12 protein-coding genes are annotated in these 13,317 nt (G+C 61.5%); 5 read left to right on the top strand and 7 right to left on the bottom strand.

What is annotated here, in order from left to right; all coding sequences use genetic code 11:
* Positions 1–23: 23 nt before the first annotated feature.
* The gene (gene trxB, locus AC09SL_RS25645; RefSeq protein ID WP_003205459.1) at positions 24–986 is read right to left on the bottom strand and encodes a thioredoxin-disulfide reductase; all 963 of its coding nucleotides are present in this window, start codon (positions 984–986) and stop codon (positions 24–26) included.
* Between the two features lie 311 nt (positions 987–1,297).
* Here trxB and cysZ point away from each other — a divergent pair, with 311 nt between their 5' ends.
* Together cysZ and AC09SL_RS25635 are read left to right on the top strand one after the other, a co-directional pair.
* Positions 1,298–2,053 (top strand): sulfate transporter CysZ, encoded by a 756-nt coding sequence (gene cysZ / locus AC09SL_RS25640; protein ID WP_058543571.1) that lies wholly within the window; start codon positions 1,298–1,300, stop codon positions 2,051–2,053.
* 40 nt (positions 2,054–2,093) lie between these two features.
* Positions 2,094–3,293 (top strand): glycosyltransferase family 4 protein, encoded by a 1,200-nt coding sequence (locus AC09SL_RS25635; protein WP_064106947.1) that lies wholly within the window; start codon positions 2,094–2,096, stop codon positions 3,291–3,293.
* Positions 3,294–3,411: 118 nt separating this feature from the next.
* Here the strand turns inward: AC09SL_RS25635 and AC09SL_RS25630 are convergent, their stop codons facing one another.
* The 3 genes from AC09SL_RS25630 to AC09SL_RS25620 all read right to left on the bottom strand — a co-directional run bounded on the left by AC09SL_RS25630 (position 3,412) and on the right by AC09SL_RS25620 (position 5,930).
* The gene (locus tag AC09SL_RS25630; protein WP_058543570.1) at positions 3,412–4,515 is read right to left on the bottom strand and encodes an NADH:flavin oxidoreductase; all 1,104 of its coding nucleotides are present in this window, start codon (positions 4,513–4,515) and stop codon (positions 3,412–3,414) included.
* Between the two features lie 325 nt (positions 4,516–4,840).
* Positions 4,841–5,323, bottom strand: a complete 483-nt coding sequence (locus AC09SL_RS25625) for a glutathione peroxidase (protein WP_058543569.1) — start codon at positions 5,321–5,323, stop codon at positions 4,841–4,843.
* Between the two features lie 121 nt (positions 5,324–5,444).
* On the bottom strand, positions 5,445–5,930 hold the full coding sequence (locus tag AC09SL_RS25620) for an FKBP-type peptidyl-prolyl cis-trans isomerase (RefSeq protein ID WP_003205467.1): 486 nt from the start codon (positions 5,928–5,930) through the stop codon (positions 5,445–5,447).
* Between AC09SL_RS25620 and AC09SL_RS25615 the strand changes: the two genes are divergently transcribed.
* From AC09SL_RS25615 to AC09SL_RS25605, 3 genes are all read left to right on the top strand, one after another.
* Positions 5,899–6,237, top strand: coding sequence for a DUF3565 domain-containing protein (locus tag AC09SL_RS25615; protein WP_058543568.1), 339 nt, complete (start codon positions 5,899–5,901; stop codon positions 6,235–6,237). The two genes, AC09SL_RS25620 and AC09SL_RS25615, sit on opposite strands and share 32 nt — an antisense overlap.
* Positions 6,238–6,320: 83 nt before the next feature.
* Positions 6,321–8,420 (top strand): phosphate acetyltransferase, encoded by a 2,100-nt coding sequence (pta, locus tag AC09SL_RS25610; protein ID WP_058543567.1) that lies wholly within the window; start codon positions 6,321–6,323, stop codon positions 8,418–8,420.
* A complete protein-coding gene (locus AC09SL_RS25605; RefSeq protein WP_058543566.1) occupies positions 8,421–9,332 on the top strand; it encodes an acyltransferase in 912 nt (303 codons plus the stop codon).
* Between the two features lie 75 nt (positions 9,333–9,407).
* Here the strand turns inward: AC09SL_RS25605 and cysN are convergent, their stop codons facing one another.
* From cysN to AC09SL_RS25590, 3 genes are all read right to left on the bottom strand, one after another.
* Complete coding sequence (cysN, locus tag AC09SL_RS25600) at positions 9,408–11,306, bottom strand: sulfate adenylyltransferase subunit CysN (RefSeq protein ID WP_058543565.1); 1,899 nt, start codon at positions 11,304–11,306, stop codon at positions 9,408–9,410.
* A 9-nt stretch (positions 11,307–11,315) separates the two neighbouring features.
* A complete protein-coding gene (gene cysD / locus AC09SL_RS25595) occupies positions 11,316–12,233 on the bottom strand; it encodes a sulfate adenylyltransferase subunit CysD (RefSeq protein WP_003178041.1) in 918 nt (305 codons plus the stop codon).
* Between the two features lie 270 nt (positions 12,234–12,503).
* Entirely contained in the window at positions 12,504–13,262 is a 759-nt protein-coding gene (locus AC09SL_RS25590) for a Nif3-like dinuclear metal center hexameric protein (RefSeq protein ID WP_058543564.1), read from the bottom strand.
* Between the last annotated feature and the right edge of the window lie 55 nt (positions 13,263–13,317).

The raw sequence follows: 13,317 nt of genomic DNA, 5'->3' as shown, positions 1-13,317 counted from the left end.
CCGGTTTTTTTGTGCCCGCTGAATCAGAACGAAGCGTTCTGCAGGCCATCCAGGTAGCGCTCGGTGTCCAGGGCTGCCATGCAACCGGCACCGGCCGAGGTGATCGCCTGGCGGTAGACGTGGTCGGCCACGTCGCCGGCCGCGAAGATACCTTCGACGCTGGTGGCAGTGGCGTTGCCGTCACGGCCGCCCTTGACCACCAGGTAGCCGTCCTTGAGTTCCAGCTGGCCTTCGAACAGCGAGGTGTTCGGGGTGTGGCCGATGGCGATGAAGACGCCGTCAACCTTGATCTCGTCGAAGCTGCCGTCGTTGTTCTTCAGGCGGGCACCGGTCACGCCCATGTTGTCGCCCAGCACTTCGTCCAGGGTCGCGTTGAGCTTGAGGATGATCTTGCCTTCGGCGACACGGGCATTGAGCTTGTCGATCAGGATCTTCTCGGCGCGGAAGGTCTCGCGGCGGTGGATCAGGGTGACCGTGCTGGCGATGTTGGCCAGGTACAGCGCTTCTTCAACGGCGGTGTTACCACCACCAACCACAGCCACAGGCTTGTTGCGGTAGAAGAAACCGTCGCAGGTGGCGCAGGCGGAAACACCTTTGCCCATGAAGGCTTCTTCCGACGGCAGGCCCAGGTAGCGAGCACTGGCACCGGTGGCGATGATCAGCGCATCGCAGGTGTAGGTCGCGCTGTCGCCGGTCAGGGTGTATGGCTTGGCGGCGAAATCCACGGCATTGATGTGGTCGAAAACGATCTCGGTCTCGAAGCGCTCGGCGTGTTCCTTCATGCGCTCCATCAAGGCCGGACCGGTCAGCCCGTGGACATCGCCCGGCCAGTTGTCGACTTCGGTGGTGGTGGTCAATTGACCGCCGGCCTGCATGCCGGTGATCAGCAGCGGCTTGAGGTTGGCACGGGCCGCATAAACCGCAGCGCTGTAACCGGCAGGGCCGGAACCGAGAATAATCACTCGCGAATGACGCACTTCAGACATGACCTGCTCCTGTTGACCGGACCTTGCGGGCCGGAACGCCGGGTGAGCGGCGTGAATAAAAAAGGACCGTTGACGCACTTGGGGAAGGCTTGGGTTCGACAGTCCTGAAAAAGAATGGGTGCAGCGTATCGAGGGAGCGAAGATTAAGGAAATACGGTTTAACAATCCAGCTCATAGGTGGGCTCTATCCCCAACGGTCCCTTCAATAGGCGCCATCGCCTCAAGAAACGTTGTTACACGCCATGTCGCCGCTTTCCCGGGCAGGGCAAAGCCGGTAAGGTCGGCGCGTTTACCTTCGCTCGGAGCCACCTATGCCCGCCCCCGTCCTGTCCGGCCCGCAATATTTGCGAGAGGGCCTCAAGCTGGTCTTGAGCCCGGGCCTGCGCCTGTTCGTACTCTTGCCCCTGGCGATCAACCTGGTGCTGTTCGTCGGATTGATTTACCTGGCCGGCCATCAGTTCAGCCTGTGGGTCGATACGCTGATGCCGTCGCTGCCAGACTGGCTCAGTTTCCTCAGCTATGTGCTCTGGCCGCTGTTCGTGGTGCTCGTCGTGCTGATGGTGTTTTTCACCTTCACCATGCTTGCCAACGTCATCGCCGCGCCGTTCAACGGTTTTCTCGCGGAAAAAGTCGAAGTGGTCATCCGTGGCACCGACGACTTTCCGGCCTTCAGTTGGGCCGAGTTGATCGCCTTGATCCCGCGGACCCTCGGTCGGGAGGCGCGCAAGCTCGGCTATTTCCTGCCCCGCGCCCTGGGACTGTTCGTGCTGTCGTTCGTCCCCGTGGTCAATCTGGTGGCCGCCCCCCTGTGGCTGCTGTTCGGCGTGTGGATGATGGCGATCCAGTACATCGACTACCCGGCGGACAACCACAAGCTGGGCTGGAACGAGATGCTCGCCTGGCTGCGGGAAAAACGCTGGCAGAGCCTGGGCTTTGGCGGCAGCGTGTACCTGGTGCTGCTGATCCCGGTGGTGAACATCCTGATGATGCCCGCAGCGGTGGCCGGCGCGACGTTGTTCTGGGTCCGTGAGCAAGGCGCCGAGACCGCGTTGGCCCGCCAGGGCTGAGCCGGTCACAAATCCATCATCTTGTCGTCACAATGACGAAATGGCCCCGGTCGACACTGGGGTCATGACCACACCCCTGCATATCACCCTGATCACCGAAACCTTCCCGCCGGAAATCAATGGCGTGGCCAATACCCTGGGCCGCCTGTACGACGGCCTGCGCGCCCGCGGGCATCAGGTCGAGCTGATACGGCCGCGCCAGGCCGACGACCAACGCCAGGCCAGTGACGAGCAATTGCTGCTGTGCCGGGGCTGGCCGTTGCCGGGCTATCCGGGTTTGCAGTGGGGCCAGGCGTCGATGCACAAACTGCTCAGGCGCTGGAAACGCCATCGTCCGGACGTGCTCTACATCGCCACAGAAGGACCGTTGGGTTTGTCGGCATTGCGCGCGGCACGACGCTTGGGCATTTCGGTGGTCAGCGGCTTCCACACCAATTTCCAGCAATACACCCAGCAGTACGGCCTCGGGCTGTTGAGTCGCGTGCTCACCCATTACCTGCGCTGGTTTCACAACCGCTCCAGCCTGACCCTGGTGCCCAGCCTCAGCCAGCGCCTGGAACTGGAGCGACGACATTTCGAGCGCGTGGCGCTGCTCTCACGCGGCGTGGACAGCCAACTGTTTCATCCGGTCAAGCGTTCGGCGAGCCTGCGGGAGGCGTGGGGCCTGGGCGAGGATGACATCGCGGTGATCCACGTCGGACGCCTGGCTCCGGAGAAAAACCTCGGGCTGCTCAAACGCAGTTTCACCACGCTGTGCCGCGCGTTCCCGGGACGACGGATGAAACTGGTGGTAATCGGCGACGGCCCGCAGCGCTGCGCCCTGGAGCAGGAACTGCCCGAAGCGATCTTTTGTGGCTCGCAACGCGGCGAGGCGCTGGCCAGTCATTATGCGTCTGGGGATGTGTTTGTCTTTCCGAGCCTGACCGAAACCTTCGGCAATGTGGTGCTGGAGGCGCTGGCGTCCGGGCTGGGCGTGGTGGCCTACGATCAGGCTGCGGCGGCCCAGCATATTCGCCACGGCTACAACGGCGTGCTGGCAATGCCGGGAGATGAGGAGGCGTTCTGCGATGCCGCCCGTTGGCTGCTGGAAGAGCGCGAGACCTTGCGTTGCGTGCGGCTCAATGCGCGCCAACATGCCAGCCGCCAGGGCTGGGCGTCGGTGATCGAGCAGTTCGAGGCGCAGTTGCGCGGGGTTTGTCAGGTCGAATCGTCGCTGCCCCAGGCCGTGTCGCCACGCTGAAAAGCATCGCGGGCAAGCCTTGCTCCCACAGGATTATCAGCTGTTCACAAGTCATGTGTTCACTGAAGATCCATGTGAGAGCAAGGCTTGCCCGCGATGAGGCCCTACAAGTCGCCGCTTAAACCAGGGTCATCAACGCCTCGCGACTGAACGGCAGGATTTCCTGCTCCCGCCCTTCGCGCACTTTCTGCGCCCAGTCCGGATCCACCAGCAGCGCACGCCCCACAGCCACCAGGTCGAACTCGTCGTTGTTCAGGCGTTCCAGCAGTTTTTCCAGGCTGGCCGGTTGCGCGACTTTGTCGGTGTTGACCATGAACTGCAGGAACTCGCCATCCAGGCCAACGCTGCCAACGGTGATGGTGGGCTTGCCGGTAAGCTTGCGGGTCCAGCCGGCCAGGTTCAGCTCGGAGCCTTCGAACTCCGGCTCCCAGAAACGCCGTGTCGAACAGTGGAAAATATCCACGCCGGCGTCAGATAACGGCTTGAGGAATTCGCCCAAGGCTTCAGGGCTCTGCACCAGGCGCGCGGTGTAGTCCTGCTGCTTCCATTGGGAGAACCGGAAAATGATCGGGAAGCCCTCGCCCACCGCCGCGCGCACGGCACGGATCAATTCGATCGCCAAGCGTGAACGATTGGCCAGGCTACCGCCGTAACCGTCGGTGCGTTGGTTGCTGCCTTCCCAGAAGAACTGGTCCACGAGGTAGCCGTGGGCGCCGTGGATCTCCACGCCGTCCATACCGATGCTTTGAGCGTCTTTTGCCGCCTGGGCGAATGCCGCGATGACGTCGTCAATGTCCGCCTGGGTCATGCCGTGGACCACCACCTGACCGTCCTTGAGCTTTTCGGTCGGGCCATAGCCCGGCACGCTGGCGTCCGGCTCGGTGCCGATGCGTCGCACACTGCCCACATGCCACAACTGTGGAACGATCTTGCCGCCTTCGGCGTGCACTGCATCGACCACTTTTTTCCAGCCGGCCAACGCGGCGTCACCATAAAAATGCGGCACATTCGGGTAGCCGTTGGAGGCCTTGTGGCCAACCGTGGTGCCCTCGGTGATGATCAGCCCGACCCCAGCCGCCGCGCGGCGACGGTAATACTCGATGACCTTGGCGTTCGGCACGCCGCCCGGCGAAAACGAACGGGTCATCGGCGCCATCACCACCCGAGTCGGCAACTCGAGCGCGCCGAGGTGGAAAGGTTTGAACAGGGCTTTTGCAGGCATGAGGCACTCCACGGGACGAAGTCATAGATCGGATATGACGACGATAATATGGAGCATGGTGAGCGCTGGGTAGCACTATTGATTGGAGTGATTAAGGATCAAAAGGAAGCTGCGTAGGGCTGTGTAGGCGCTGCGTAGAAGCTGCATAGAAGCTGCATAGAAGCTGTGTAGGAGCTGTGTAGGAGCTGTCGAGTGCAACGAGGCTGCGATCTTTCCCCAGACACTTGAGTCTCAAGCGAAAGATCAAAAGATCAAAAGATCAAAAGATCAAAAGATCAAAAAATCGCAGCCTTCGGCAGCTCCTACAGCTGCAATTTCCAGGGGATCAAGCCAACGCTTTTTCAATCGCCTGGATCACGGCAGGATCATCCGGCACCGTACGCGGCGAGAAACGCGCCAGTACCCGACCGTCCTTGCCGAGCAGGAATTTTTCGAAGTTCCAGGTAATGTCCCCGGGAAACTCGGCCCCCTCGCCCGCCAGCAGACGGTACAACTGGTGACGATCAGGACCGTTCACGTCCAGCTTGCTCGACAGCGGAAACGTCACGCCATAGTTGAGACTGCAGAACTCCTGGATTTCCTGCTCGGTCCCAGGCTCCTGTCCGGCGAACTGATTGCAGGGCAGGCCCAGCACGGTGAAGCCCTTGGCTTTGTATTGCTGATAGAGATTTTCCAGCGCAGCGTACTGCGGCGTCAGGCCACACTTGGAGGCGACGTTGACCACCAGCACGACTTTCCCCTTGAACGGCGCCAGAGCAAGCTCCTGACCATCCAGGGCTTTGAGTTTAAGGTCGTGGAAAGCACTCATGACGAACTCCAGGTTTGCAGATCTTTTCGAAACAGCCATGGGTGATGCTAACAGCAACCGACTAAAAAGGCGCCGTATGGCGCCTTTCCAGTTCACTGGTCATTTGAGCGTAGCGCACAAATCAGTGGTGATGGCCGCCTTCGCCATGGACGTGACCATGGGCGATTTCTTCCTGGCTGGCGTCACGGATGTCGACGATCTTGACCTTGAAGTTCAAGCGCTGGCCGGCCAACGGGTGGTTGCCGTCAACGGTGACGTCGTCGCCTTCCAGGTCGCGGATGGTGACGATCTGCATCTGGCCATCGGGTGCCGAGGCGTGGAACTGCATGCCCACTTCCAGCTCGTCGACGCCTTCGAACATGCTGCGGCTCAGGGTGCTGACCAGTTCGGCGGAGTACTCGCCATAGGCGTCTTCCGGCTCGACGGTAACGTTCAGGTCGTCACCGACCGTTTTGCCTTCCAGGGCTTTTTCCAAACCCTGGATGATGTTGCCTGCGCCATGCAGGTAGACCAGCGGAGCGCCGCCGGCAGAGCTGTCGATGACCTCACCAGCGTCGTTGGTCAGGGTATAGTCGATGGAGACAGCCTTATTGGCGGCGATCAGCATGGGGCGAGACCTTTTGCATAAGAATGAAGAACGGACAAGTCTAAACAAGGATTTGCCCGAAAGCGAACGGAACCCGGACAAACGGGCCTGCTCGAACAGACCGACGGTCACCGGTTTCCATCAGGACGAGGACGGGCACTGGGTGGCCGAGCTGTCCTGCGGCCACACCCAGCACCTGCGCCACCAGCCACCGTGGCAGTCCCGGGCCTGGGTGCTGGACCCTGGGCAACGTATTGAAAAAATAGGCCAGCCCTTTGATTGCGGCTGGTGCGCGCAGGGCCCGGTTAGCGATAACCTTGGCAACTGAATTTGACGGTAGACGGCCAGTCATAGGCCGCGCCCGGTGTCCCGTGATACAGGACACTAGCCATGCTCCTTTAGAGAATCCGCATGCAAACTTTTTTTATCGCACCCACCGATTTTGGTGTGGGCCTGACCTCCATCAGCCTCGGGCTGGTGCGTACCCTTGAACGGGCCGGGCTGAAAGTCGGCTTTTTCAAACCCATTGCCCAACCTCACCCCGGCGACACCGGGCCGGAGCGCTCCACCGAGCTGGTGGCCCGCACCCATGGCCTCAAACCGCCGCAGCCCCTGGGCCTGGCCCACGTAGAGCGCATGCTTGGCGACGGCCAGCTCGATGAGCTGCTGGAAGAAATCATCACCCTTTACCAGCAGGCGGCCATCGGCAAGGACGTGCTGGTCGTCGAAGGCATGGTCCCGACCCGCAACGCCAGCTACGCCGCCCGGGTCAACCTGCACCTGGCCAAGAGCCTGGACGCCGAGGTCATCCTGGTGTCGGCGCCGGAAAACGAAGTGCTGACCGAACTGTCTGGCCGGGTAGAGTTGCAGGCGCAGTTGTTTGGCGGGCCGAAGGACCCGAAAGTCCTCGGGGTGATCCTGAACAAGGTCCGCACCGACGAAAGCATGGAGGCGTTTTCCGCACGCCTGAAGGAGCACTCGCCTTTACTGCGCAGCGGCGATTTCCGCCTGCTCGGTTGCATCCCGTTTCGCCCCGAACTCAACGCCCCGCGTACCCGTGACGTGGCCGACCTGATGGGCGCCCAGGTGCTCAACGCCGGCGACTACGAAACCCGGCGCATGAGCAACATCATCATTTGCGCCCGCACCATGCGCAACACCGTGGAACTGCTCAAGCCCGGCGTGCTGGTGGTGACCCCCGGCGATCGCGACGACATCATCCTGGCCGTGAGCCTGGCCGCGATCAACGGCGTGCCGCTGGCCGGCCTGCTGCTGACCAGCGACACCCTGCCCGACCCGCGCATCATGGACTTGTGTCGCGGTGCCTTGCAGGCGGGGTTGCCGGTGCTGTCGGTGAGCACCGGCTCTTATGACACTGCCAACCTGCTCAACAGCTTGAACAAGGAAATTCCCATCGATGACCGCGAACGTGCGGAGATCATCACCGATTTTGTCGCCAGTCACCTGGACGCCAAGTGGCTGCACCAGCGCTGCGGTACGCCACGGGAAATGCGCCTGTCGCCGGCAGTGTTCCGCTATCAGTTGATCCAGCGCGCCCAGGCCGCCAACAAACGCATCGTCCTGCCCGAGGGCAGCGAACCGTTGACCGTCCAGGCCGCCGCCATTTGCCAGGCCCGGGGCATCGCCCGCTGCGTGTTGCTGGCAAAACCGGCCGACGTCGAGGCGGTGGCCCGTGCCCAAGGTATCGAGCTGCCGCCGGGGCTGGAGGTTCTCGACCCGGATTCGATTCGCGAGCGTTATGTCGAGCCGATGGTGCGGTTGCGCAAGAGCAAGAGCCTGAACGCACCGATGGCCGAGCAGCAACTGGAAGACACCGTGGTCATTGGCACCATGATGCTGGCCCTGGATGAAGTGGATGGGCTGGTATCCGGAGTCATCCACTCCACCGCCAACACCATCCGCCCGGCTTTGCAACTGATCAAGACCGCGCCAGGATGCTCGCTGGTGTCTTCGGTGTTTTTCATGCTGTTTCCCGAAGAAGTGCTGGTCTACGGCGACTGCGTGATGAACCCGCACCCCAGCGCTGCGGAACTGGCGGAAATTGCCCTGCAAAGTGCCGACTCGGCCGCCGCGTTCGGCATCACGCCACGGGTGGCGATGCTCAGCTACTCCAGCGGCGAGTCGGCCAGTGGCGAAGAAGTGGAGAAAGTTCGCGAAGCCACCCTGCTGGCCCACGAGGCCCAGCACGGCTTGTTGATCGATGGTCCGCTGCAATACGACGCCGCCGCCAACGAAACCGTGGCACGGCAATTGGCGCCCAACAGCCAGGTGGCTGGCCGGGCGACGGTGTTCATCTTCCCGGACCTCAACACCGGCAACACCACCCACAAGGCCGTGCAACGCAGCGCCGATTGCGTCAGCCTCGGGCCGATGCTGCAAGGCTTGCGCAAACCGGTGAATGACTTGCCGCGCGGCGCCCAGGTCGACGACATCGTGTACACCATCGCCCTGACCGCGATCCAAGCCGCCAACCGACCTTTGGACATTTAAATGCTGGATTTCCTGCCCGCTCCACTGCGGGGCGTGATTGCCTCGCTGCTGTTGGCGCTGAACACTATCGCCTGCTGCACGCCGCTGTTCATCGTGGCGATTTTCAAATTGCTGCTGCCCTTCCCCGCCGCCCAGCGCTTCACCGATTGGTTGATGAGCCACATCCACGAGGCCTGGATCAGCAACAACAAGGCCTGGATGACCCTGCTGCGTCGCACCCGCTGGCACCTCAGCGGCCTGGAGGGCCTGGACTACCAGCATTCGTACCTGATCACCAGCAACCACCAGAGCTGGGTCGACATCATGGTGTTGCAGTACGTACTGAACCGACGCATCCGGCCGTTGAAGTTTTTCCTCAAGCAGCAACTGATCTGGGTGCCGGTGATCGGCCTGGCTTGGTGGGCACTGGGGTTCCCGTTCATGAAGCGTTACTCCAAGGCGTACCTGGAAAAGCATCCGGAAAAGAAAGGCAAGGACCTGGAAACCACCCGCAAGACCTGCGCGAAGTTTCGCAACAACCCCGTGGGCATTTTCAATTTTGTCGAAGGCACGCGCTTCACCGAAGGCAAGCATGCCCAGCAGCAGTCACCGTTCCGCTACCTGCTCAAGCCCAAGGCTGGCGGCATCGCGTTTGTACTCGATGCCATGGGTGAGCAACTGGAGTCGATCATCAACGTGACCATTCATTATCCGGGCGGTCGTCCGGGGTATTGGGATTTGCTCTGCGGCAACGTTGCAGAGGTGGTGGTGCATTTCCAGGAACTGAAGATCCCACCGCAGTTCATTGGCAAGAACTACGATCAGGATGGCGTATATCGCCTGGAGTTCCAGGGTTGGATCAACCAGTTGTGGCAGGACAAGGATGCGTTGCTTGCGCAGATGCACCGGGAGTATCCAAGCCCCCACAGTTGACCGAGTTGCTCTCTGGAAATGAAAAAGCCCGCAGATGATCACTCATCTGCGGGCTTTTAGTTACGGCGGCGAACCTTAGATCGCCCCACGCTGGCGCAGCAGATCGAGCACCTGCTTGACGCTCTCTTCCAACGACAGCGACTGGGTATCGATCACCAGATCGGCATCCAGCGGCACGTCATACGGGAAGGATTCGCCCGGGATGTTGTCGCCAGCGGCGGCATACAGGCCTTGCGGATCACGCTGGGCACACACCGTTGGCGAGGCCTGGACGTAGACCGTCAGCAGACGCTCCTTGCCGATCAGCGCCTTGGCCTGTTCGCGGCCTTCGGCATCCGGGGCAACAAACGCGGCGAGGGTCAGCAGGCCGGCTTCGTTGAACTGACGGGCGACGTGAGCCGCACGGCGCCAGTTCTCGGTACGCCCGGCGCGGTCCTGCGGCAAGCCCTTGTTCAGGTCATGACGCAGGTTCTGGCCATCAAGGACAAAGACCGCACGGCCCGAGTCGAACAACTTGCGCTCGACCGCATAGGCCAGCGTGCTTTTGCCAGCGCCCGACAGGCCGCTGAACAGGACCGTGGCCGGCTGCTGGCCGAAGCGCTGGGCGCGTTCTTCCACCGACACATGGGCCAGCTTGCCGTGGTGCGTGCTGCTGCCGTGAGCCAGCGGCTGGGCGACGATCATGCCGGCACCGACCGTGCCGTTGGTCAGGCGATCGATGACGATGAACGCGCCGGTGGTGCGGTTGCTCTCGTAACCGTCCAGGGCGATCGGCGCATCCAGGGCGATTTTCACCTGGCCGATTTCGTTGAGTTGCAACGCGCTGGCCGGACCTTCTTCAAGGGTGTTCACGTCCACCTTGTTGACGATGCTGGCAATCGAGCCCGGCACGTAGCTGGTGGCACGCTTGATGTCGTATTTCTTGCCCGGCAGCATCGGTTCTTCGGCCATCCATACCAGCATCGCTTCAAAGCTGTCGGTGACCGGTGGCACGTTGTCGGCATGCACCAGCAAGTCGCCACGGGAGATGTCGATTTCGTCTTCCATGGTCAGCGTGACCGCCTGGCCAGGGCCTGCGTGTTCCAGCTCGCCTTCGAAGGTGACGATGGATTTCACGCGGCTGCTCTTGCCCGATGGCAACACCACCACTTCGTCGCCCTTGTGCACGATGCCGCTGGCGAGGGTGCCGGCGAAACCGCGGAAGTTCAGGTTCGGACGGTTGACGTACTGCACCGGGAAGCGCAGGTCGGTGAAGTTGCGGTCGCCCGCCACTTCCACGGTCTCGAGGATTTCCATCAGCGACTGGCCGGTGTACCACGGCGAACGCTCGGACTTGTTCACCACGTTGTCGCCCTTGAGGGCGGACATCGGCACGAAGTGCATGGTGGTGGGCTTCATCTTCAAGCCTTCGGCGAACTTCAGGTAGTCGGCCTTGATCGACTCGAACACGCCCTGGTCGAAGTCCTTGAGGTCCATCTTGTTGATGGCCACGACGATGTGCTTGATGCCCAACAACGAGGCGATGAAGCTGTGGCGACGGGTCTGGGTCTGCACGCCGTAGCGGGCGTCCACCAGGATGATCGCCAGGTCACAGGTGGAGGCACCGGTGGCCATGTTGCGGGTGTACTGCTCATGGCCGGGGGTATCGGCGATGATGAACTTACGCTTGGCGGTGGAGAAATAGCGGTAGGCGACATCGATGGTGATGCCTTGCTCGCGCTCGGCCTGCAGGCCGTCGACCAGCAACGCCAGGTCGATGTCGTCACCGGTGGTGCCGACTTTCTTCGAATCGCGGGTGATGGCTTCCAGATGATCTTCGTAGATCATCTTGGAGTCGTGCAGCAGGCGCCCGATCAGGGTGCTCTTGCCGTCGTCGACGTTACCGCAGGTCAAAAAACGCAGCAGCTCTTTGCGCTCGTGCTGGCCCAGGTAGGCGAGGATGTCCTCGCTGATCAAATCAGATTGATGCGACATGACAGCCCCTTAGAAATAACCTTGACGTTTTTTATCTTCCATCGAGCCTGCGCCATCGTGGTCGATGACCCGGCCCTGGCGCTCGGAAGTTCGCGTCAGGAGCATTTCCTGAATGATGTCCGTCAGGCTTTCGGCCTCGGACTCCACCGCGCCCGTCAATGGGTAGCAGCCAAGGGTACGGAAACGCACTTTTTTCTTGACGATGCGGGCCTTGTCTTCGTCGGACAGGTGCTCGAGGATGCGCTCGTCGTCGATCATGATCAGCGTGCCGTTCTTCTCGATCACTTCGCGCTCGGCGGCAAAGTACAGCGGCACGATCGGGATGCCTTCGAGGTAGATGTACTGCCAGATGTCCAGCTCGGTCCAGTTCGACAGCGGGAATACCCGGATCGACTCGCCCTTGTTGACCTTGCCGTTGTAGACGTTCCACAGCTCCGGGCGCTGGTTCTTCGGGTCCCAGCGGTGCTTGCTGTCGCGGAACGAGTACACGCGCTCCTTGGCGCGGGACTTCTCTTCATCGCGGCGGGCACCGCCGAACGCGGCGTCGAAACCATATTTGTCCAAGGCCTGCTTGAGGCCTTCGGTCTTCATGATGTCGGTGTGCTTGGCACTGCCGTGGGTGAACGGGTTGATGCCCTGCGCCACGCCGTCCGGGTTCACATGAGTGATCAGGTCCAGGCCCAGTTCCTCGACCATGCGATCGCGGAACTTGTACATTTCCTGGAATTTCCAGCGGGTGTCGACGTGCATCACCGGAAACGGCAGCTTGCCGGGGAAAAACGCCTTGCGTGCCAGGTGCAGCATCACGGCGGAGTCTTTACCGATGGAGTAAAGCATCACCGGGTTATCGAACTCGGCGGCCACCTCGCGGATGATGTGGATGCTTTCCGCCTCCAGCTGTTTCAGATGCGTCAGTTTGTCGACCATGGCTACTCACGAAAACATTCTTATGAACGGCCAGCGGGCCGTGTTCGAGCGGGGAATCCTAGCACAGCGACCTCTTCTAATCAGGGCGCCAACTAGATCGAAACAGCATATGGATATGCCTGCCGGTTCGGGCATTGCAGTGAATTTTGTGGGAGGCAGTGACCCCTGTGGGAGCAAAGCTTGCTCGCGATAGCGGCGTTGCTTGTGCCGACGTCATCGCGAGCAAGCTTTGCTCCCACAGGCCCGCTTCCACATTTGGTTCAGCGTTAGTCAGATCGGATTCGGGCAATCGATGAAGATGTGCTCCAGGGCAAAGCGTCGCGCCAGGTAGTCACCCAGCGCCTGGATGCCATAGCGTTCGGTCGCATGATGCCCGGCGGCGATGAAGCTGATGCCATTTTCCCGCGCGCTGTGGAACGTCTGCTCCGATGCCTCGCCGCTGAGGAACAGGTCGACGCCGGCCAGCACCGCCTGATCGATATACCCCTGGCCGCCACCGGTGCACCAGCCGACCCGGCGAATTATCTGCTCGCCTTCGATCAGCAAGGGCTCGCGACCCAAGGTTTGCTGGACCTTGCGCGCGAAATCCCGCGCCGTCATCGGTTCGGACAGGGAGCCGACCAGGCCGACGATCTTGGGGTTGTCCGGATCCAGCGGCCCTTCGACGGTGATGTCCAACTGGCGGGCCAACTGCACGTTGTTGCCCACCTCCGGGTGCAGGTCCAAGGGCAAGTGGTAGGCCAGCAGGCTGATGTCATGCTTGAGCAACGTCTTGAGGCGACGCTGTTTCATGCCGGTGATGCAAGGGTTTTCGCCCTTCCAGAAATAACCGTGGTGCACCAGCACCAGGTCGGCCTCGGCCTCGACGGCAGCGTCAAGCAAGGCCTGGCTGGCGGTGACGCCGCTGACAATGCGCATCACCTGGGGCGCGCCTTCGACCTGCAGGCCGTTGGGGCAGTAATCGGCAATCCGGCTGCTGGTCAGGTAACGGTCCGCTTCTTCAACCAGGGTGTTCAGGGCTACGGCCATGAAAAGACTCCTAAATATCCCGTTCAGAGGCGCGCGCGGCCTCGTATAATGCGCG

Source organism: Pseudomonas sp. PF05 (assembly GCF_056521845.1).
The sequence above is the reverse complement of the archived record's forward strand: the minus strand, read 5'-3'. Positions and strand labels throughout refer to the sequence as shown.